At 40.6% G+C, this 21,184-nt stretch carries 20 protein-coding genes; 5 read left to right on the top strand and 15 right to left on the bottom strand.

Features of this window, described 5'->3' with window-relative positions; genetic code table 11:
- The first annotated feature begins 1 nt into the window (after window position 1).
- Window positions 2–880 (top strand): CPBP family intramembrane glutamic endopeptidase, encoded by an 879-nt coding sequence (locus tag C8P65_RS06500; RefSeq protein ID WP_107782109.1) that lies wholly within the window; start codon window positions 2–4, stop codon window positions 878–880.
- 57 nt (window positions 881–937) lie between these two features.
- On the opposite strand, the gene C8P65_RS06495 is transcribed toward C8P65_RS06500, so the two are convergent.
- The 6 genes from C8P65_RS06495 to ffh form a co-directional block, all read right to left on the bottom strand.
- Window positions 938–1,531 carry a lipoprotein signal peptidase gene (locus C8P65_RS06495; protein ID WP_107782108.1) on the bottom strand — a complete coding sequence of 198 codons (594 nt, stop codon included), beginning with the start codon at window positions 1,529–1,531 and terminating at the stop codon, window positions 938–940.
- 9 nt (window positions 1,532–1,540) lie between these two features.
- Entirely contained in the window at window positions 1,541–2,563 is a 1,023-nt protein-coding gene (gene hemE, locus C8P65_RS06490) for a uroporphyrinogen decarboxylase (RefSeq protein ID WP_107782107.1), read from the bottom strand.
- A 71-nt stretch (window positions 2,564–2,634) separates the two neighbouring features.
- On the bottom strand, window positions 2,635–3,384 hold the full coding sequence (gene tpiA / locus C8P65_RS06485) for a triose-phosphate isomerase (RefSeq protein ID WP_009388922.1): 750 nt from the start codon (window positions 3,382–3,384) through the stop codon (window positions 2,635–2,637).
- A 92-nt stretch (window positions 3,385–3,476) separates the two neighbouring features.
- The gene (gene folD, locus C8P65_RS06480; RefSeq protein WP_107782106.1) at window positions 3,477–4,361 is read right to left on the bottom strand and encodes a bifunctional methylenetetrahydrofolate dehydrogenase/methenyltetrahydrofolate cyclohydrolase FolD; all 885 of its coding nucleotides are present in this window, start codon (window positions 4,359–4,361) and stop codon (window positions 3,477–3,479) included.
- Window positions 4,362–4,388: 27 nt separating this feature from the next.
- The gene (locus C8P65_RS06475) at window positions 4,389–4,820 is read right to left on the bottom strand and encodes a DUF2750 domain-containing protein (RefSeq protein WP_107782105.1); all 432 of its coding nucleotides are present in this window, start codon (window positions 4,818–4,820) and stop codon (window positions 4,389–4,391) included.
- A gap of 26 nt (window positions 4,821–4,846) precedes the next feature.
- Window positions 4,847–6,175 carry a signal recognition particle protein gene (ffh, locus tag C8P65_RS06470; RefSeq protein ID WP_107782104.1) on the bottom strand — a complete coding sequence of 443 codons (1,329 nt, stop codon included), beginning with the start codon at window positions 6,173–6,175 and terminating at the stop codon, window positions 4,847–4,849.
- A 224-nt stretch (window positions 6,176–6,399) separates the two neighbouring features.
- Between ffh and C8P65_RS06465 the strand changes: the two genes are divergently transcribed.
- Genes C8P65_RS06465 through C8P65_RS06450 form a run of 4 tightly spaced genes read left to right on the top strand, consistent with a single transcriptional unit; the run spans window position 6,400 to window position 11,534 of the window.
- Window positions 6,400–9,222 (top strand): TonB-dependent receptor plug domain-containing protein, encoded by a 2,823-nt coding sequence (locus tag C8P65_RS06465; protein WP_107782103.1) that lies wholly within the window; start codon window positions 6,400–6,402, stop codon window positions 9,220–9,222.
- Window positions 9,223–9,227: 5 nt separating this feature from the next.
- Window positions 9,228–10,355, top strand: a complete 1,128-nt coding sequence (locus tag C8P65_RS06460) for a BT_3987 domain-containing protein (RefSeq protein ID WP_107782102.1) — start codon at window positions 9,228–9,230, stop codon at window positions 10,353–10,355.
- 8 nt (window positions 10,356–10,363) lie between these two features.
- Window positions 10,364–10,732, top strand: a complete 369-nt coding sequence (locus C8P65_RS06455) for a ribosomal maturation YjgA family protein (RefSeq protein ID WP_107782101.1) — start codon at window positions 10,364–10,366, stop codon at window positions 10,730–10,732.
- A 10-nt stretch (window positions 10,733–10,742) separates the two neighbouring features.
- Window positions 10,743–11,534 carry a TatD family hydrolase gene (locus C8P65_RS06450; RefSeq protein ID WP_107782100.1) on the top strand — a complete coding sequence of 264 codons (792 nt, stop codon included), beginning with the start codon at window positions 10,743–10,745 and terminating at the stop codon, window positions 11,532–11,534.
- 46 nt (window positions 11,535–11,580) lie between these two features.
- On the opposite strand, the gene C8P65_RS06445 is transcribed toward C8P65_RS06450, so the two are convergent.
- From C8P65_RS06445 to C8P65_RS06405, 9 genes are all read right to left on the bottom strand, one after another.
- Window positions 11,581–11,826 (bottom strand): chaperone modulator CbpM, encoded by a 246-nt coding sequence (locus C8P65_RS06445; protein WP_107782099.1) that lies wholly within the window; start codon window positions 11,824–11,826, stop codon window positions 11,581–11,583.
- A gap of 2 nt (window positions 11,827–11,828) precedes the next feature.
- Window positions 11,829–12,713, bottom strand: coding sequence for a DnaJ C-terminal domain-containing protein (locus C8P65_RS06440; RefSeq protein WP_107782098.1), 885 nt, complete (start codon window positions 12,711–12,713; stop codon window positions 11,829–11,831).
- A 393-nt stretch (window positions 12,714–13,106) separates the two neighbouring features.
- Window positions 13,107–13,745 carry a WbqC family protein gene (locus C8P65_RS06435; RefSeq protein WP_107782097.1) on the bottom strand — a complete coding sequence of 213 codons (639 nt, stop codon included), beginning with the start codon at window positions 13,743–13,745 and terminating at the stop codon, window positions 13,107–13,109.
- Complete coding sequence (lepB, locus tag C8P65_RS06430; RefSeq protein ID WP_107782096.1) at window positions 13,745–15,283, bottom strand: signal peptidase I; 1,539 nt, start codon at window positions 15,281–15,283, stop codon at window positions 13,745–13,747. The genes C8P65_RS06435 and lepB overlap by 1 nt, the downstream gene beginning before the upstream one ends.
- 31 nt (window positions 15,284–15,314) lie before the next feature.
- Window positions 15,315–16,121 (bottom strand): HAD family hydrolase, encoded by an 807-nt coding sequence (locus tag C8P65_RS06425; RefSeq protein ID WP_107782095.1) that lies wholly within the window; start codon window positions 16,119–16,121, stop codon window positions 15,315–15,317.
- A 74-nt stretch (window positions 16,122–16,195) separates the two neighbouring features.
- Entirely contained in the window at window positions 16,196–16,900 is a 705-nt protein-coding gene (dapB, locus tag C8P65_RS06420) for a 4-hydroxy-tetrahydrodipicolinate reductase (RefSeq protein WP_107782094.1), read from the bottom strand.
- Between the two features lie 18 nt (window positions 16,901–16,918).
- Window positions 16,919–17,707: a C40 family peptidase gene (locus C8P65_RS06415; protein ID WP_107782093.1), complete on the bottom strand. Its 789-nt coding sequence runs from the start codon at window positions 17,705–17,707 to the stop codon at window positions 16,919–16,921.
- 64 nt (window positions 17,708–17,771) lie between these two features.
- A complete protein-coding gene (gene priA, locus C8P65_RS06410; protein WP_107782092.1) occupies window positions 17,772–20,219 on the bottom strand; it encodes a replication restart helicase PriA in 2,448 nt (815 codons plus the stop codon).
- 14 nt (window positions 20,220–20,233) lie between these two features.
- Window positions 20,234–21,133: a YihY/virulence factor BrkB family protein gene (locus C8P65_RS06405; protein ID WP_107782091.1), complete on the bottom strand. Its 900-nt coding sequence runs from the start codon at window positions 21,131–21,133 to the stop codon at window positions 20,234–20,236.
- Window positions 21,134–21,184 lie beyond the last annotated feature (51 nt).

The following is a 21,184-nucleotide window of genomic DNA, read 5'->3' as shown; positions in this document are numbered from 1 at the left end:
AATGTATCTCAATAACGCAAAATTATCATTAAGCCCTAAATGGCTTTATATTATAGTTCCAACCCTGTTCTTTGCATTTGCAGGGTTGAACTTTTTAGTGTCGCTACTATTTGATACCTCACCTCTTATCAAAGCAGAAATTGCCTCTAAAGGCGAACTAATGTACCTTGCTGAGAATTTGTTAATTTTTGCTATATTCTTAGCAGTGTTGCTCTTATGGGTTAAGTACGTACATAGACAGCCATTAACGGCTCTAATTACTGCCCGCCCTAAAATAGATTGGAAGCGATTTTGGTTTGCTTTTGTTTTATGGGGAGTGGTAACAGTAGGAGTAACGTTGATAGATTACGCTATACACCCGGAAGCGTATGTATGGAATTTTCAGTGGATGCCTTTTCTGAAGTTATTGGTGATAGTAGTTCTTATGATGCCTTTGCAAACAGGCTTTGAAGAGGTCTTTTTCAGGGCTTACTTAATGCAGGCAGTAGGGCTTACAGTGCGCAATGCGTGGTTGCCATTAGTGTTTACCTCAGTTACTTTTGGACTGATGCACCTTGCTAATCCAGAGGTAGAGAAATTAGGTTATATGCTTCTTATTTACTATATAGGTACGGGGTTCTTCTTAGGAATTACTACCTTAATGGATGACGGCATAGAGTTAGCGCTTGGCTTTCATACGGCTAATAACCTTTTTACAGCACTTTTAGTTACTTCAGATTGGACAGTATTTCAAGTCCCCTCTCTATTACGTGATGTATCAGAACCTACCTTAGGGCTTACTTTATGGGTACCATTATTAATCTGTTTCCCTTTAATGCTTTATATTTATGCTAAGAAATACCATTGGAAAGATATAAAGAAACATCTTATAACTCGATAAAAAATAAAAAAGAGCTGCTCATTAGGGCAGCTCTTTTACTTTTAAGGTGATACCTTTTTAGTTTTTGAATATCTTCTTATGGAAAATAATCATCAGTCCTACAGCTATACAAATAGCAGAATCAGCTACGTTAAATATAGGCTCAAAAAAGCGGAAACGCTCGCCGCCCCAAATGGGCATCCAATCAGGAAGTACTGTGTCAATAATCGGAAAACAAAACATATCTACTACCTTTCCGTGCAATAAAGTACCATAAGGATTGGGTGAGAAAAGCGTAGCTATATTGCCATAGCTATGGTCGAAAATAACCCCATAAAATACGGAATCAGTGATATTGCCCAATGCACCTCCTAAGATTAGAGAGATAGATATAATAAGCATCTTAGGTTGTTTTTTCTTTATGGCAGAAACCAACCAATAGCCGATACCTACTACGGCAACAATACGAAAGAGCGTCAGTATAAGTTTGCCGTATTTACCTGGTATTTCTTTACCCCAAGCAGCTCCGTCATTCTCAGCAAAGGAGATTTTAAACCAACTAAATACTGTTACCACTTCATCAAGAATGAAGTGTGTTTTAATGTATATTTTGCTCCATTGGTCAATGAGGAGCACTAATAAGATAATAAGAGTAGCGTGTTTTAACTTCATAATCTTTTCTTAACAATATTCTTTTACAGCTTCCACAAAGGCAATAGCATTTTCTACTGGTACATTAGGTAGAATACCGTGTCCTAAATTAGCTATGTACTTATCCTTTCCGAAAGCATCAATCATTTCTTTTACTTTTTTCTTAATATCAGCAGGCGAAGAGAGCAGGCGAGAAGGGTCGAAGTTACCTTGTAGCGCTATCTTTCCTCCGGTTAGTTCTCTTGCTTTTTCAGGGCTGCACGTCCAGTCAATACCTAAGGCAGCGGCTTTAGAGGCAGCCATTTCAGGCAATGCAAACCAGCAGCCTTTGCCAAATACAATTACTTTAGTCAGCGGCGCTAGGGCTTCAACTATCTGATTAATGTATTGCCAAGAAAAAGTACGATAATCTTCAGGCGAGAGTACGCCCCCCCAACTATCGAATATCTGCACAGCATCTACCCCTGCTTTTACTTTTTCTTTCAGGTATAATATAGTAGTATCAGTTATTTTCTGTAACAACTGATGCGCTGTTTCAGCATCGGTAAAGCAAAGCTCTTTAGCCGTAGCAAAATCGCGAGAGCCAGACCCTTGTACAGCATAACAGAAGATAGTGAAAGGAGACCCTGCAAAACCAATCAGAGGCACACGATTGTTAAGTCGCTGTTTGGTAAGCTTTACTGCCTCAAGTACATAGCCCAATGTTTCTTCAATGTCAGGTATAATCACTTGAGCCACATCTTTGGCTGTGCGTACAGGATTAGGGAGCCAAGGTCCTACGCCTTTTTTCATTTCTACCTCAATATTCATCGCTTGAGGTACGACTAAGATGTCTGAGAATAAGATAGCAGCATCTACGCCTACAATATCAACTGGTTGTACTGTTATTTCGGCTGCTAATTCAGGAGTTTTACAGCGTGTAAAGAAGTCGTATTTATCGCGTAAAGCTCTAAATTCAGGCAAATATCTACCTGCCTGACGCATCATCCACACAGGAGGGCGTTCAGTGCTTTCGCCATTTAGTACGCGTAGAAATATATCGTTTTGTAACATTTTTTGTTAGGTGTAAAAAAGAAGAGGCTGCCCGAAAGGTTTTTGGGCAGTCTCTTCTGCATAATAATAACTTAAATACTTTTGATGATACTGATGAAATCATCAGCTTTAAGAGCTGCCCCTCCGATAAGTCCGCCGTCTACATCTTCTTTAGCAAAGATTTCTTTAGCGTTATCAGGTTTTACGCTGCCACCATATAAGATAGACACGCTATCAGCTACGTTTTTGCCGTATTTATCAGCAATTGTTTTGCGAATAAAATGGTGAATTTCTTGTGCTTGCTCCGGACTTGCAGTTTCGCCAGTGCCGATAGCCCAAACAGGTTCGTAAGCCAATACGATATGTTGCCAAGCCTCAGCAGGTAGATGGAATAATCCATTCTTTATTTGGCTACCTACTACATCAAAATGCTTGTTTGCTTTGCGTTCTGCAAGCTCTTCACCTATACAGAATACCACACGCATATTGTGTTTTAGGGCGGTATCTACTTTTTTAGCAAGACTTTCGTCTGTTTCGTTGAAATAAGCACGGCGTTCAGAGTGACCTAAAATAGTAGTTTTCACTCCGATAGCATTTAGCATTTCAGCAGATATTTCGCCTGTATAAGCTCCGTTTTCAGCGAAGTGCATATTCTGAGCGATAACTTCTATAGCGCTACCTTTAGCAGCTTCTACTGAAGGGATAAGGTTTACAAAAGTAGGGGCAATCATCACCTCTGCATCAGTTTGAGGTACTTTTTTCAATAGGTCTGAAATAAGGGCTAATGATTTGTTTACATCATTATTCATTTTCCAGTTTCCTGCTACAATTTTTTTTCTCATATATAATGAATTTTTTATTTTCAGGTGGTAAGTGTTGTCTTGTGGCGCAAAGATACAAAATAATTATCAATTGGCAATTACCAATTTGCAATTTACTTACGACTCTCTCTCCACTTACAAGCCAACAAGGTGTTTTTCAGTAGCATAGCTATCGTCATAGGGCCTACGCCACCAGGTACAGGGGTGATGTAGCTAGCTTTATTTTTCACTTCATCAAAAGCTACATCGCCTACTATACGGTATCCTTTAGGGGCATTATCGTCTTGCAGACGTGTAATACCTACATCTATCACGGTTACCCCTTCTTTTACCATATCGCCTTTGAGGAACTCTGGTATTCCTAACGCCATTACTATGATGTCAGCTTGACGAGTAAAGTCAGCAAGATTAGGAGTGTGACTGTGGGTTAGGGTAACGGTAGCATTGCCTTGAGCACCTTTCTGGCTGAGCAAAATACTGATAGGTCTACCCACTATATGCGAACGCCCTACTACCACTACGTGCTTGCCTTTGGTAGGTACTTCGTAGCGCTTAAGGAGCTCCATAATACCAAAGGGAGTTGCAGGTATAAAAGCCTCCATATCAAGGGCTATTCTACCAAAGTTAGCAGGGTGAAAACCATCTACATCTTTCTTAGGGTCTACAGCTAAGAGTATTTTCTGCTCATCGATATGCTTAGGCAGTGGCAATTGCACTATATAACCATCAATATCAGCATTAGCGTTGAGCTTGTCTATTTCTTTTAAGAGCGCTTCCTCTGTTATGTCAGCAGGCAGTTTTACAAGGGTAGAAGCAAAACCAACCTGTTCGCAGGCTTTTACCTTGCTGTTTACGTAGGTAATACTTGCGCCGTTGTCGCCTACTAATACAGCGGCTAAGTGAGGTACTTTCTTACCAGCTGCTTTCAGTTGTTTTACTTCTTCAGCAATTTCTTGCTTGAGTGCTTCCGAGGTCTTTTTTCCATCTAAAATAGTCATTTTTATTATAGTATTTAGTTGTTAATGTTATTGTTCGCCTATCATTTGCAAAGCCTCTTTTACTTGTGCTAAAGACTCAAAAGAATCGCTAAAAGTAGTAGAGGTTTTTGTTCTTTCTATTTCATCTATAAGAGCTTTTACAATCTCTGTAGGTATGTATTCTTCACCGCCCGATAGGTCAGCTTTAAAGCCTATTCCCACAGCCATTGTCTCTACCTGCATACCAAAGCAAATTTCGATAAATTCTTCTAAGGTAGCTGATTGCAGTATGCCGTCTTTCCAATCTTCAGTTTTGCAAGCCAAAGCAGCGTCTTTGTCCTCAAAAAAGAGGGCAACCGGAATAGCCTCGTTAGTCTCTTCTATATAAAAAGATACTGAGCTACACATAGCGAACGATTCGTCTACTTCTAAGTAGAACACCTCCTTGTTCTTTACTACGGTTTCTATAAACTTTTTCATAAACAGTAATTTTTTATCATTAGGTTTTATCTCATTCCCTGCATCATTTGCATCATTTTTCTACCGCCGCCGCCTTGCATCATCTTCATCATTTTGCTCATTTGCTCAAACTGCTTCATCAGTTGGTTCACCTCCTGAAGCTCACGACCACTACCTTTAGCGATACGTTTTTTCCTGCTCATATCTATAATGGCAGGGTTGCTGCGCTCTTTAGGGGTCATTGAGTGAATGATAGCCTCTATATGCTTAAAGGCATCGTCTTTTATGTCGAGGTCTTTCACCGCTTTGCCCACCCCTGGTAGCATACCGAGTAGGTCTTTCATACTACCCATACGCTTTATTTGCTGTATTTGCTCAAGGAAGTCATCAAAGCCAAATTGGTTTTTAGCAATTTTCTTCTGTAGTTTGCGAGCCTGTTCTTCGTCAAATTGCTCTTGGGCGCGTTCAACGAGCGAAACCACGTCCCCCATACCGAGTATACGGTCAGCCATACGGTCAGGGTAGAACACATCTATAGCGTCCATTTTCTCGCCCGTACCTACGAACTTGATAGGCTTATTTACTACTGATTTGATAGTGATGGCAGCCCCTCCGCGGGTATCACCATCTAATTTAGTAAGGATAACCCCGTCAAAGTTAAGAACATCATTAAAGGCTTTAGCCGTGTTTACCGCGTCTTGCCCTGTCATCGCATCTACTACGAAGAGCGTTTCGTGAGGTTTGATAGCTTGGTGAATGTTTGATATTTCGTTCATCATCTGCTCATCAACTGCCAAACGACCTGCCGTATCGACAATCACCACGTTCAGATGATTTTCTTTAGCGTAAGCCAAGCCTTTCAGAGCGATATCTACAGGATTGTTATTGCCTTTATCTGAAAATACCGGTACGCCTACCTGCTCGCCCACTATGTGCAGCTGGTCTATCGCCGCAGGGCGGTACACGTCGCAAGCCACTAAGAGGGGCTTTTTGTTCTTTTTGCTTTTCAGATAGTTAGCCAATTTTCCAGAGAAAGTAGTCTTACCCGAACCTTGCAACCCCGACATTAATATCACGGTAGGATTGCCCGACAGATTTACCCCAGCGGCATCACCTCCCATCAGTTGGGTAAGTTCATCTTTTACGATTTTCACCATCAACTGACCAGGTTGTAGGGTAGTAAGCACCTGCTGTCCGATAGCTTTTTCTTTTACGGTATTGGTAAAATCTTTAGCTATTTTGTAGTTTACGTCGGCATCTAATAGCGCACGACGAACCTCTTTAAGGGTTTCGGCTACGTTAATTTCGGTAATTTTACCGTGCCCTTTGAGGTTATGCAGGGCTTTCTCTAATTTATCGCTTAAATTATCAAACATTTTATTCTATTTTAAAAGTGGGGCAAAGATAATAAATAAATACGAAATACGAAATACAAGAGCCTAAAATTTACTTTTATTCTTTGCTCATCCTTCGCTCATCCTTCGCTCAAGGCTCGAATTGTGTGTTTGAACTAAATATTTATGATCATATTTTTCTTTTTTTCTTGTTTATTCGGAAAATTTTTGTACATTTGTAGCGTGTACTTAAAAATGCTAAGATTATGAAAAATAAAGTACGATGGTTAATATTTTGTTTGCTATGGCTTTCAGGGGTGGCGCAGGCGCAACTCAAATTTGTTAGCGGAGTAGTCAAAGAGGCTGACGGTACGCCTTTAATGGGGGTATCGGTAGTAGTAAGAGGTACTGCCTCTGCAAAAGGAGTAATTACTGATGTAGATGGTAAGTACCAGCTAAAAGTGCTTGCAGGTAGTACCTTAGATTTCAGTACGATAGGCTTCCGAAGTGTGAGTAAATTAGTGCCTAAAATCAATGCTGCTGAAATTACGATGAATGTAGTGCTACCAGAAGAAGAAATATGTTTTTACCCAGCACCTCCTGAGGAAAAAATGATAGCATTAGGTATAGAAAAAACTAGTAATATACCTTATAAAATAGAAGCTTTCACTCAGAAGTACATCAGTCAAGGGCAAAGCGATAATGCCTTAAGCTCTTTAGACGGAATGGTCGCTGGACTTAATGTGCAGCGCACTGCCTTAGGGGTGGGCGAGCGTAGGGTGATGATGCGCGGCATGCGCTCCTTGTTTTCAGATAATAATGTGCTCTATGTGATAGACGGAGTGCCATACGACCAGCCTTCAGATCTCAATCCAGAAGACATAAAAGAGGTGCGGGTACTTATGGGCGCTTCAGCTTCAGCACTCTATGGTGCATCGGCCGCTAACGGAGTGGTGCTTATACAAACCCAAAAACCTCAAAACCGAGATATTAGAGTGCGTTTATCATCTTCTCTTCAGTTTGAAAATGCGTATGATTTGCCCCAAATGCAAAACACTTATGGCAATGAGGCAGGGCAATACACCTCGTGGGGACGCAAGCTCAGTACCCCTTCGTCTTTTGATGCCAAAGATTTCTTCCGAACAGGCTATCAGGCTATGACGGCAGTCAATCTCTCGGGGGGTAGTATCTCTAACCGTACTTATGCTTCGGTGGGGGCATTGCAGACTAAGGGGGTAGTACCCAATACGGCATACAACCGCTATAATATATGGGTGCGCAACGTTAACGAGTTGCTTAATGAAGATATAGTGTTAGACCTCACAGGGGGGTATACCCACCAGTTTCAGCGCAACCAAGTGGGGCACGGCATCGCTTCCAACCCTATTGCGGGGCTTTATCTTTACCCCAGAGGCGAAAACTTTGCCCAAGAGCGTTATTTCGAACGTTATGACCCCGCAGCGGGCTACGCTAAACAATATTGGTATGCGGGGTCAGGCACAGCTGATACGCCTGCCGATATGGGCGAGAATATACAAAACCCCTATTGGGTAGCCTATCGCAATGTGCGTCCTGAGAGCAAAGATCGCTATTTTTTGTCGAGCAAACTGTTTTTCAACATCAGTAATAGATTGAGTCTTACTACACGTTTCAGCTTAGATAATAGCTACTATAAGCACGAGGACAGGCATTATGCTTCTACCTTACCAGCTTATGCAGGCGAAAATGGCTATTATGCCTCAGAGAAAGAGAGTACCCAACAGCAATATGCCGATGCCATACTCAAATATGTAAGTACGATATACGGACATTTACAGTTCACTACCTATGCAGGGGCTATCTATCAGGCTACGGCACAAAACAGAGAGGGGTATGGAGGCAATTTGCTTTCTCCCAATAAATTTAATATAGCAAATATAACTCCTTCACAACTGAGGGCACTCCCTAACCACCTTGATTATCAGCAGAAGAATGGGGCTGCCTTTCTTTTGGCTGAAGTCTGGTGGAAATATATACAGCTAACCGCTTCAGGGCGAGCTGATTTCTCATTATCTCACCCTTATGCTAGTAGCAAAGCTGTCATAAGTCCATCAGTAGGCTTGTCTACCAGCTTGCTCAGAATGTTCGACTTAGATATTAAGTATTTGCTAAATGCTAAAGTATGGGCATTTTACACTGAAGTAGCAGCCCCTCTTCGCTATAAAGGTTGGAATGAACGCATCTTCCTCCCCGAAAAACTACAGCCTGAACGCACCCGCTCTTACGAAGCAGGTATTAGCACGAGTTGGTTGAATGATCAGGTAGGGCTAAATGCTGCTGTGTACCGCACTCTCACCAGCAATCAGTTAGTGCCAACAGCTATGCCGTATGGTTCTGTATATACCTATCAATGGGCGCAGGCAGGCGAAGTAGAAAACCAAGGTATAGAGTTATCGGCTATCTATAGAAATAATTCTAGCCTTTTCAGATATCGATTGGCTCTCAATGCTACTGCCAACCGCAATAAGATAACGCAATTAGGTACAGAACAAGTACTAAATGATTATTTCAGACTGCGTGAGGGCGACCAGATAGGCGACTTATACGATACCAATGGCAAGCGCTTAGGTAGTACCAATCCCGATTGGCTTTTTGGGTTAAAAGGAGCTATGACTTACAAAAATTGGGATTTTGATTTTTGGATAAAAGCGCGTTTAGGGGGTGAAGTGTTATCAGATACCGAGCGCTATTTAGACCGTTATGGGGTTTCACAAGCTTCGGCTACAGCACGCGATACCGAAAACGATCTTTTAGGTATTCCTGCGCCCTATTATTTTCAACACAAACCTACTGAAAAGTATGTGTATGAGGCTACTAACTTACGCCTACAACGCTTAGCACTTACATACCATTTCAATAAGATTTCTATGATAAAAGGCTTTAGAGACTTTAGCCTGTCACTCATAGCTGACAATGTGCTGATGCTCTATAACAAAGCTCCTTTCGACCCAGAGTTAGTATCAGGTACGGGCACTTATGAGGCTGGTTACGACCTATTTATGTTGCCTAGTGTAAGGAGTTACGGACTAAAGGTTAATTTTCAATTCTAAGTGTTATGAAAAAAGTATTTATATATATAGCTTTGGCAGCTACTTTAGGGGCTTGCCAAAATGAAGGAGACGATGTCACTCCGGCACCTCCTACACGTCAAGCATTGTACTTAGACGGTAGTAGCACTCGTGAGGTCTATGTGATACCTTTCCAAGAAAATGAAATAAAGGTGCTAAAAGCTAAGCTATTGCAGCCTTCAGAAGAGATAACAGCCGCTACCATAGTAGTTGGCGATGCTCAGGCTCTCACCGACTATAATGCGCAATACGGCACTGCCTATAAGTTGTTGCCTAAAGCGACCTACAAAATAGATGATAATGTGATATTCGACCGCAACGACCGTGAGTCGGCTATAAACTTATTAGTTGAAGGACTTACTTTTGCCGATGAAAATGAGGTATATGCGTTGCCACTACAGCTGTTAGGCAGTAAGAACCTACCAGTGTTAAACGGACAAGACAGGCTCTTGCTTATTGTCCGTCAAGAGGTAAGGGCTAAAATACTGCGTATGGGTACCACAAATGCTACTAAATCAGGGTTACTTAGAGAAAAGCTCCCCCGCTGGACGTTAGAATTTACGGTAAATCTGCCTACTATAGCCGATAATACGCCTCTGATAACTATTAATGACACGCTATCAGTAGGCTTTATGGCACAACAATTACGAGTAAACTGGGCTGAAAGAACACTAACTGTTTCTAAAGAGCGTTTGCAGGCAGCCGCTAACAAATGGTATGCCCTTTCAGTGAGCTATGATAGCCATACGCTTAGGGTATATGTCAATGGCGAACTACTTGCTCAAGAGCAAATAAAGGGTGAGTATTTGTCTCTCAATCAGCTGACGATAGCTGGTAGTGAGCAACTTATCAGAGAAGTTCGATTTTGGCAGCGAGCTCTTACTCCACGTGAGGTAGTTGATAAGCTATGGCACCTACAGCCAGCGCACTCTGATTTGCTGTTTTATCTACCTTTGAATGGAAAGAAGAAAGAACCTTATACTAAGCAAGTAACCGATGATGAGACCTTCCTTTGGGACTGGTCAGCTTATGGAGGTTTAAATATGCCCATACCTGCAGGGGCAACCTTTGATAATTACAGAGGAATGGGGTATGCGTTTCCTAACAACGACTAACATTTAAAATGAGAATAAAATTTAACAAGAAATACGCATTATGGGCATTAGCCTTATTAGGTATAGAATTTCTCATTGCTACAGTATTCAGTCGCATAGGTTTCATAAGGGGCTATATAGGCGATGTATTAGTGGTGATATTATTGTATTGCTTAGTACTTTCGGTAGTAAAAGTTAGAAACAAGAGCAAGCTGATAGGTGCTATTTTTCTTTTTGCAGTATTAGTAGAAGTATTGCAATATTTTGGAGTAGCTACTTATTTAGGATTTACTAAAGGAAGTTTAGGGTATATCATATTAGGCAATCACTTTTCGTGGGGCGATATACTAAGCTATACCATAGGCTGCCTCATTTTGCAATTAACAACTCGTAATTAATTAAAAAGAAATGTATATAGATATAGGTATCAATCTCACTAATAAGCAGTTTGCAGGTGAGTATGATGAAGTAATAGATAGGGCAATAAGTGCTGGGGTAGAGCAGATACTACTCACGGGTACAAGTGTGCGAAGTAGTAAAGAAGCTTTGGCTTTAGCTAAAGAATACCCTGAAACGTTATTTGCTACTGCGGGCATTCACCCCCACGATGCTAAAACGATGAACACCGAGAGTATAAAGATATTAGCGGCATTGCTCAAAGAGAAAAAGGTAGTAGCAGTAGGCGAGTGTGGTTTAGACTTCGACCGCGATTTTTCGCCTCGTCCAGTGCAAGAAAGCTGTTTTCACGCGCAATTGTCATTAGCTGAAGAGGTACAAAAACCGCTCTTTCTTCACGAACGAGCAGCTTTCGATCGTTTCATAGCCATACTTAAGGAGCACTCTTCATTGCCAGAAGGGGTAGTGCATTGTTTTACGGGACAATTAAAAGAGGCAAAAACTTATTTAGAAATGGGGTATTACATAGGTTTTACGGGTGCTATAACCGATATGCGCAGATTTGCAGCTTTAGAAGAAGTAGTACGTTATGTACCTTTAGATCGTATGCTTATAGAGACGGATGCACCTTTTATGATGCCTAAGAATGTACCAACGCGTCAGTTGTTATACCATCAGCAAAGACGCAATGAGCCCGCCTTTTTGCCATATGTAGCACAAACTATTGCACACTACAAAGGAGTTCCCTTAAAAGCAGTAGCCGATAAAACTCGCGAAAATTCAGAAACTCTTTTTAAATTGTAATAATAAAATAATAAGGAGTGAATGACAATTCACCCCTTATTATTATTTAATGTTTAAGTGCTTCTATCTGTTGGAGTAGATGATGAATAATTTCGAGGCCAGCCATATTTACCTCTAAGTCGTAATGCCAGTTAGTAAAGCGCTCGAAAGCAGTAAGCTGGTCGTAGTGCAGATAGGTAGTGTTATCAATTACCTCTGTTTGTATAAGTCCGCTTGATACGAGGTCGTTAAAAAATGAGATTTCTATATTGTACAAACGGATTATTTCCTCTTTAGATATTCTTTCTTCCATAACTATGAATTTTTAAGTTGTTCGAATAATGCCTTTTGTTTATCGGTGAGATTCTGGGGCAGAGTGACGTGGTAACTAACGAATAGGTCTCCAAAAGCTCCTTCTTGTTTGTAGATAGGCATACCTTTACCTTTTAGGCGTACAGTAGTACCGTTTTGGGTTTCAGCAGCTACTTTCATTTTCACTTTGCCGTTAAGGGTTTCAATTAGCACTTCGCCACCGAGCACAGCTGTATAAAGGTCGATATTAACAGTGGTTTTTAGGTCGTTTCCATCACGTTCAAACTGATTATTAGGTGTTATGTGGAAAGTAATGTATAAATCGCCGTTTGGTCCACCATTATACCCCTGATGTCCGTGTCCTTTTAGCTTTATTTGTAGCCCCTCATATATTCCTGCTGGTACAGTAATACGTATATTCTGACCGTTTACTGAAAAAGTACGTTGTTGAGTAACTGCGGCTTCTCGCAAAGAAAGCTCCATATCGGCATAGATGTCTTGTCCTTTAAACTTGCCCGCTGCTCTACCATACCCACGACCAAAGCCTTCTGTACGACCGCCAAACATATTGCGGAAGAAATCCGAATAGTCACCTTCTTGAAAGTCGCCTTGTGCAAAGCCTCCAAACCCACCTTGTGCTTGTTGTTGGGCTCTTTCGTATTCTTCGCCGTGTTGCCAGTGTTCACCATATTTATCATATTTAGCACGGTTTTCGGGATTAGAAAGTACTTCGTTTGCCTCGTTAATTTCTTTAAACTTTTGTTCGGCATTCTTATCGTTAGGGTTCATATCAGGGTGATATTTGCGCGCTAACTTCCGATATGCTTTTTTGATTTCATCTTGAGTAGCTGTTTTACTAACCTCTAAAGTTTTATAGTAATCTATCATACGTTATAATTTTGAATCAATGCAAAAGTACGAAATAATTACCAATTGACAAATAAAAAAAGCTCTCTAATTGCTTAGAGAGCTCTTTTCACAATGCATATAAATACTACTACTAACTCCAAAAGAAATAATAACTTTAGTCTTTGAAAAAGTATTACAATAAAAGTAATATAGTTTTTTTCATAAGTTTTTGTTTTATAATACTTTTTTCAACATCCTATTTCATTTATTGTACTGAAAATACTGTGCCAAACTATTTTTTAATGTTGTTTTATTTTGTAAGTGTTTAAATATCAGATTTGTATAGGTATTTATTGAGTTAGCAATCTTGTGTTGTAAAATGTGAAAGTTGTGTAATTACACGCTTCACTTCGTGTAATTACACAACTTTGTTTATAAGTTTATCGTACCTATACTTACATTGTTTAAGTAATCGAGAGTGTTAGGGCCTTCGTGAAATAGCAAATCTAACACTGATAGATTCTTTATAAAACCGTGTTTATCTGAAAATATCTGGTGATAGGGCTCCATAGTTACATCAACTTCTTTCTTAGCACTACTTAAGTAGCGATAGTCTTTCACAGCTTCGGGCTGCGCTTCGTAAGTACTCGTTTTATCAAAGTTGATATTTACCAATAGGCAGGCCAAAATGGTTTCTATGGTGTCTATATTTACATCTAATAAGTAGGTATAAGACTTCTCAAAGATACGCACTAAATCGTCTTCGTAATATTCAAAATAAGGCGAAGTGCGATAGGCGGTTTCTAAGCTCTTCCAATGTAGGTGTTGCCAAGGGAAATGGTTTTCTACCTTCACATCTTTGAATAGCTGTCTGCCATTTTCACCTCCTACGTGTTTAATGGGTAGATTTAAGGCTTGTTTGCCATTAGCACCATAGATATAAGCTCTATTTCTAAGCGTTTGCTTCTGATAATTATCAGATACTTCTAACACGCACGGATAACTGAGTATTAGGTGAAATTGTGCTATTGAAGGGAAATAAGTAGGGTGTAATAATACTTGCTCTGTCATTATTCTTTTACTTTTTTCTTTCGTAAGAAGTTGTAGCCTGCCCATCCGCCTAAGAGTAATAGAACTACCCAACTGTATGATACGGGCTCTCCTTCTCCATTCACAGTGGTAAAGAGGCGTTTCCAACGAATTTTGTTAAATCCACTTTGGTTTTTATCGAGGCTCATCCAGATGAGTACGGGCTTGCCTACGATATGGTCTTCTGGCACAAAGCCCCAGAACCTACTATCTTCTGAATTGTGGCGGTTATCCCCCATCATCCAGTAATAATCCTGCTTAAAGGTGTACGAACTCGCTTTTTGTCCGTTAATATAAATCTCTGTTCCTCTTACTTCCAAAGTATTGTGTTCGTACTCTTTGATAATGCGCTTATACAGCGGTAGGTTATCTACTGATAGTGCTACACTTGCTCCTTTAGCAGGTATGGTAATAGGGCCATAATTATCTTCATTCCAAGGGAAAGCAGGTGAATGAGGGAATATAGCAGGATTATAGCCTTTGTCGTTGATGTTGCGAGTTACCGATACTATGCCTGCACTTTTAGCTAAGGCTTGCGCTACCTCGTCAGTGAGTGAGGTGAAAATATAGGTGTTAGCAGCTATCATTCCCGAAGGGTCAGTTACACCAAATTGTTGGTACATCAGCTGTGGCGAAAGGTCTATATTGGGCTGAGTTACTACTATATAAGAGCTTTGCAATTTAGCCCTTACAGGATAGATTTCTTTTTTACCATTTATCCAAACATCGCCGTCTATGATTTGCAGTTTATCACCCGCTACGGCTACGGTGCGTTTTACGTAGTTAGATTTTTTGTCGATAGGCTTATCGATGTGTATTTTAGAGTTGTCGCGGAAGTATTGTACTGTGTCGGTAGGCCAGTTGAACACCGTAATATCATTGCGCTCTACTTTCTGAAAAGCAGGTAGGCGCAGGTAAGGTAGCTGAGGTACTTTTAGGTATGATTTAGTGCCTATTATTGGTATAGAATCGTGTACCATCGGTAGGGATAGAGGGGTCATAGGGATGCGCACTCCGTAGTGAAACTTGCTCACAAAAAGAAAATCGCCTACTAATAGAGTTTTCTCTAATGATGAGGTAGGTATCATATACGGCTGAATGAAGTAGGTGTGGATAGCTGAAGCTGCTACTACAGCAAAGAGAGTGGCGCTAATCCAAGTAGAGACATTTTTCTTAATCACCTCATAGTCTTTTCCTACATATACTACTTTTGGTTGGTACATCAAGTAGGCAGTAAAAAGCCCAAGGGTGACAACTGATAAGAGGGTATAGCGTTTTTGACGGTAACCAAATACGTGTAGCCACTCGTAGTTCATCACTATTGCCATAATGTTGCCTATCACAGGTAGGTAGAGTAGAAATACCCACCACCAAGGGCGTTCGATGATTCTTAAAAATATCACCGTATTATAAAAAGGTACAAAGGCTTGCCACCCTTTGTAACCTGCTTTTTCATATCCTTTCCAGAAGAAAAGTCCGTTTAGCAGTTGTACTGCAATTAAAATGTAAATGTATATCATATTAATTATGAATTATCAATGGTGAATTATGCTATAATTTCTCTAAGAAAGAGGCAACCCCGTCTTTAGAATGGTGGTCTGTTAGATGTTTGGCTACAGCTTTTACCTCATCGCGGGCATTGTCTACGGCTACCCCACAACCTACCCCTTTGAGCATCTCTAAATCATTATAGTTATCGCCGAAAGCTATAGTCTCGTTTAATGATAGGTGGTATACCTCGTCTAATACAATTTTTACCCCTGTAAGTTTAGAAATACTAATGTCAGCAACCTCTATATAGGTGTCTTTAGCTCTGTATATCTGCATAACAGAGGCATATTTTTCATTCAATAGCTGAAACATTGACTCTATAAGATTCTTTTCACCCATTAACATTAATTTATGGGCTCCTTTTTGCTCGGCTTCCCACCTTGATAAAACTTCTCGGTTAGGGCGTATTGTAGGACTTACTAAAGTATTGTTTTCTTCGCGTTTTGCCCATTGGTCGTATTGGGGGGCATACCATTTATTATTGCGATAAAAACTGATGTGTATCTCTCCGCCAAACTTTTCTTCATTAATAGTAACAATTTCCTTTAGGACAGGGTAGGGTATGACTGCGCTATGTAGTACCTTTTCGCCGTTGAGCACCAACCCTCCGTTATAAGCGATAATCGGTAACCCTTCTATACCTAAATCCTTCTGCAGGTGGTACATTTGGTCAGGCATCCGAGAGGATACTAGTATGAAAGGAATAGTATTTTTCAGTCTTTTTACTTGCCTGATGGTAGCTTCAGAGAGGGTGCGGTCTCCATTTAGCAGAGTACCATCTATATCCGAAAAAATGATTTTATACATAAAAATTGTAAGTTGTTATTTTGCACTGCAAAGATAATGCCTTTTTTCTTTTGAGAAAGCAGTTAGGCTTAAATTTATTTTAGATTTAGAACATCTTTCATAGAATAAGTGCCTTTTTTGTTGAGTAGCCATTCGGCAGCTATTACAGCACCTAAGGCAAAACCATTGCGGTTGTGGGCAGTATGCTTTATCTCTATAGTGTCTATATCGCTGCTATAAGTTACTATATGGGTACCAGGGGTATTGCCGATGCGTTTGGCTTCTATTGGTATAATGTTTTCATCAGCAGTAGTACCCAATTGCCAAGCGGTCTTATCGGTTTCGGCTATAATACCTTCAGCAAGGGTGATAGCGGTTCCGCTGGGAGCATCTAATTTTTGTGTGTGGTGAATTTCCTCTATGCTGATGTGGTAATCGTTTAAGGAAGCCATCAGTTTGGCTAAGGTTTGATTGAGAGCAAAGAAAATATTTACTCCTACACTGAAGTTTGAGGCGTATAAGAATGCCGTATCGTGAGTTTTGCATAGGGCTACCGCCTCATCATAATGAGCTAACCAACCAGTAGTGCCCGCTACCACGGGTACGCGGTGGCGCAGGCAGTTGCTGATATTAGCAAAAGCGCTGTTAGGAGTGCTAAACTCTATGGCGACATCGGCTTGAGTGATGTCGTAATCAGTGTGGTCGTTATCTATTTTGAGTACAATTTCGTGTCCTCTTTTAAGGGCTATCTGCTCAATAGTTTTGCCCATTTTGCCATAACCAAGAAGTGCTATTTTCATTTGTTTGATTATTAGTTGTTAGTCTTTAGTCGTTAGTCTTTCAGATGCCATTGTGCGCATTGTTCTGAGTTGGTGAGTATAATTGCGCAGTTCGCTGTTGAAAATACCGATGTGGTCTAAACGGTCTATCCGTACTTTGCCGTATGAATGAATGATTTTATTGTCGCCCAACAATATGCCTACGTGTATGATATTACCTTCTTCATCATCAAAGAAAGCTAAGTCGCCGGCTTGACTCTCTTCTATAAAGCTGATAGCACTTCCGCAAAGCGCCTGTCGGTCGGCAGTGCGGGGTAGGTGTATACCGTTTAACTTGAACACCATTTGCACTAATCCAGAAGCGTCTATGCCAAAAGGTGTTTTGCCACCCGATAAGTAGGGAACATTTAGATACTCTAAAGCTGTAGCTACCACGCCCTTATTTGATGGTCGCTGAGTAGATTGAGAAGTGTGCAACAGATGGTTATGTGAAAAGGTAGCCCCTTTGGGAATGTGCAGAAAAAGGTCATCTCCGGTCTTTAGGCGGAGATTTGTAAGCCATTTATGAGCGTATTTGTCTTTCTTTTTTAGCGACTTGCGGTAGTCTTTATCCGATATTTCGGTAATTTGGTTGTTGTCTACCCATCCTTCAGTGTTGTCAAAGAGTAGCCGTATATAACTCCAGCTGTTGTGTTTTTCTAGCACTTGTAGCAACTCGCCAAAGAGCAATTGCGTTACCATTTCAGCCCCTTCATCAGGAGCTAAGCGCACGGGCACTACGCTTAAATGGCATATCCCGTAGGGTGTATCTAAAATCTTCATATTCATCACGTTTGCAAAAGTAATAAAATATTGACAATTAGCAACTAATCATTAGTAAAATATTCACTTCTTACACCAAATAACTTATTCTTATCGCTCTAAAACTACCTATAGACTGTAGCGATACTTCTGTACGCAAAATTAGTGCTTTTAGTTGCCGTATGGAGGCTTTTTGAGCATCAATTTTTACTAATATTTCTTTTATATATTCATTGCGAATGCGCGGTATAGCAGGAAATTCGGGTCCTAATACGCTTACACCTTCTTGTACTATCTTCTCTCTTAAGGCTTTGGCAAACCAATCGGCTCCTTCGCTTACGCGGTTGAAGTCAGTATGCCTAAGTGTGATTTTTATCATTTGTATTAGCGGTGGATAGCCAAAGGCAGTTCGTTCCTCTATTTGGTGTTGGTAGAGCCCTCTGAAGTCGCTGCGCAATACCTGTAGTAGTACCGGATGCTGAGGGTTATAGGTCTGGATAAGCACGCGCCCTTGTTGGGCACTACGTCCTGCACGCCCTGATACTTGCATCAGCAGTTGAAAACTCCGCTCATACGCCCTATAGTCAGGGGAGTGGATAGCAGCATCGGCATTCATAACCCCTACTAAGCCCACATTGGTAAAGTCCAAACCTTTGGTAATCATTTGGGTACCTACCAAAATTTGGGTTTCTTGCTGTTCAAAATCTGATAATATTTTCTCATAACCGTATTTGCCATTGGTGGTATCTTGATCCATACGATCGATGTGAGCGTTGGGGAATAGTTCTGATAACTCTTTGCTGATTTGCTCCGTACCTACACCTTTGGTTTTCAAATCAATACTTCCGCAGGCTACACAGGTTTTATACATCGGTATGCTATAACCACAGTAGTGGCAGCGCAACTGCTGACTGCCTTGGTGAAAGGTTAAACTTACATCGCAGTGAGGACATTGAGGTATGGTGCCACAATGAGTACACTGCACTATAGGCGCATAGCCTCGTCTGTTCTGATAGAGCAACACTTGTCGCCCTTCGCTCAACGTTTGCTCTATAGCCTTTATCAGCGCATCGGAGAAATGCCCCGTCATTTGCTTGCGATGTTGCTTGTCCTTTAGGTCGATGATTTCGATAAGAGGTGGCATATAGTTAGCATACCGTTCGCCTAAATAAGCAAAGCCATATTTTTGTTGCTTTACGTTATACATACTTTCTACCGAAGGAGTTGCACTACCCAGCAGGGTATGCGCTCCAAAAAAGCTTGATAGCATAATAGCCGTATCGCGGGCTTGTAGGCGTGGTGCTGGGTCGAACTGCCGATAAGAACTATCGTGCTCTTCATCTATCACCACTAAACCTAAATTTTGAAAAGGTAGGTATACCGATGAGCGCACCCCAACAACCACTTGCGCTTTAGGGTGGTTATGCAATATGTTGTTCCACACCTCGACCCGCTCATTGGTGCTGTATTTAGAATGGTATACTGATAGGTGTTGCCCAAAGTGCTTTTTTAATCGATTGATTAAGTGGACTGTCAGTCCTATTTCGGGCAGTAGGTATAGTGCTTGTTGCCCTCTCTCTAAGCATTCTTTTATCAGGCTTATGTAGAGTTCTGTCTTGCCAGAAGCAGGCACGCCTTGTAGCAAAACGGTTTTCTTTTCAGTGAATTGTTGTTTTAAAGAAGCGAGAGTCGTCTGTTGTGCGGCTGTAAGTTTTCTTTCTGTTGAAGTTTCATCATCAGCAAAACTCACACGGTCTTTTTGTAGGTAATATTCTTCAAAAATGCCTTTTTCGACAACCGCTTTGAGTATTGGAGCAGATACTTTGGCTATTTCTATAAGTGTATCGGCTTTCAGAGGTGTTTTTTCTTTGTTGATATGGGTGAAATACGCCATAATCAACTGTTTTTGTTTCTGAGCTCGCCCTAATATTGTTAAGGCTTCTTTTAGTCCCGCTTCTGTTTGATAAGCAGGAGCTAATCGCACATACTTAATAAGCTTTGGTACGTACTTTTCAAAAATCTTTTCGGAAACTCTTGCTGCTCCTTTTTCTACTAAACTCTTTAGTACTTTTAGCGTCTTTTTCTTAGGAATTATACGGCTTACCTCACTGCCTGTTAGAGCTGTTTTATAATGTAGCGCTTCGTATACCTGCCATTCGTCATCGCTAAAAAGCTGGCTGTCCATCTCTTTTTCGTCTATTTCTATGATGGTTTCACTTTCTAATATAAAAGCAGTAGGTAGGGCGGCTTTCATCACCTCGCCCAAGGTGCACATATAGTATTGGGCTATCCACTGCCAGAGGGCGAGTTGTCGCTCGGTTACTATAGGGGTTTCGTCTAATATATAAGCTATATCTTTAGTTTCGTATACGGGTTCGTTAGTATGTATTTCGTATGCGATAGCGGTATAGACTTTCGTTTTGCCAAAGGGTACCGCTATGCGCATTCCCTTTTTGAGGAAAAGCGCTTCTTGCTCATTGATACGATAGGTATAGAGCTTATTGAGCGAAAGGGGCAATATGACATCTACGAAATACATCAATTTAGGAGACTTTAGTTTTTCTTTAGTTTTAGTAGGGTAGCATTCAGCTCAAAACCGAGCAAAAGAATATTGGAGTTTATCCAAATATAGAGTAAAAAGATAAGTAATGCCCCTATTGAGCCGTATAATTGGTTGTATTGGGAGAAGTTTTCGATATAAATACCAAAAAGATAGGTAGTAACCCCAAAAAGAATTGTAGTAAAAGTAGAACCTACTGAGAAAAACTTGCTTTCTTTTCCTTCTATAGTGCCAAAATAGAATAAAATAGAGGTAGCAATGTAGGTCATCACCGCTACAAAAACTAATTTTGATATTTTTAGTAGGGTTTCGTTGTCGGTCAGGAAGTTTATTTCTTCTAAGTAAGGCACTAAATAGATTTCGTACCCCATAAAGGTAATCACTACGAAGAGCACTAATAAAGATAAGATGATAGCCACCATTAGGGCGTATAGGTACTGTTTGACATAAGTACGGGTTAGCTGTATGTGATAAGAGAACTCAAACCCGCCAAAGATGGCCATAATACCATTGGTCATCAGGAAGATAGAGAGAAAGAAAACAGAAGATAGTAAGCTACCGCGCCTTTTTTCGGCTATATCGAAAAAGATGTCTGAGAAAAACTGATGAGTACCTGGTGGGAGGAGTCCGTCTATAAAAATCCAGAAATCTACCTGAAAGTGGTCGATAGGAATATAGGGGATAAGGTTGAGTATAAACAGCAGAAAAGGAAAGATGGCTAAGAAAAAGCTATAGGCAATGGCACTTGCCCTATGGGTAAGCGTCCCTTTGATAAGTCCGGAAATGTACAGTTCTAATAGGTCATACAGCGAAAAGGCATTCTTAGACAGCGGAATGCTCTTTAAAAACTGAATCAGATGCCTAATGATAGGCAGGGATAAAAGCCATTTCATATAGTTTTTAAATGATGTTTAAAAAAGTTATTTCTTTTTCTCTAATAAATT

Source organism: Capnocytophaga leadbetteri (genome assembly GCF_003054025.1).
Lineage (GTDB): Bacteria > Bacteroidota > Bacteroidia > Flavobacteriales > Flavobacteriaceae > Capnocytophaga > Capnocytophaga leadbetteri.
This window is presented reverse-complemented; position numbering and strand designations above follow the sequence as displayed.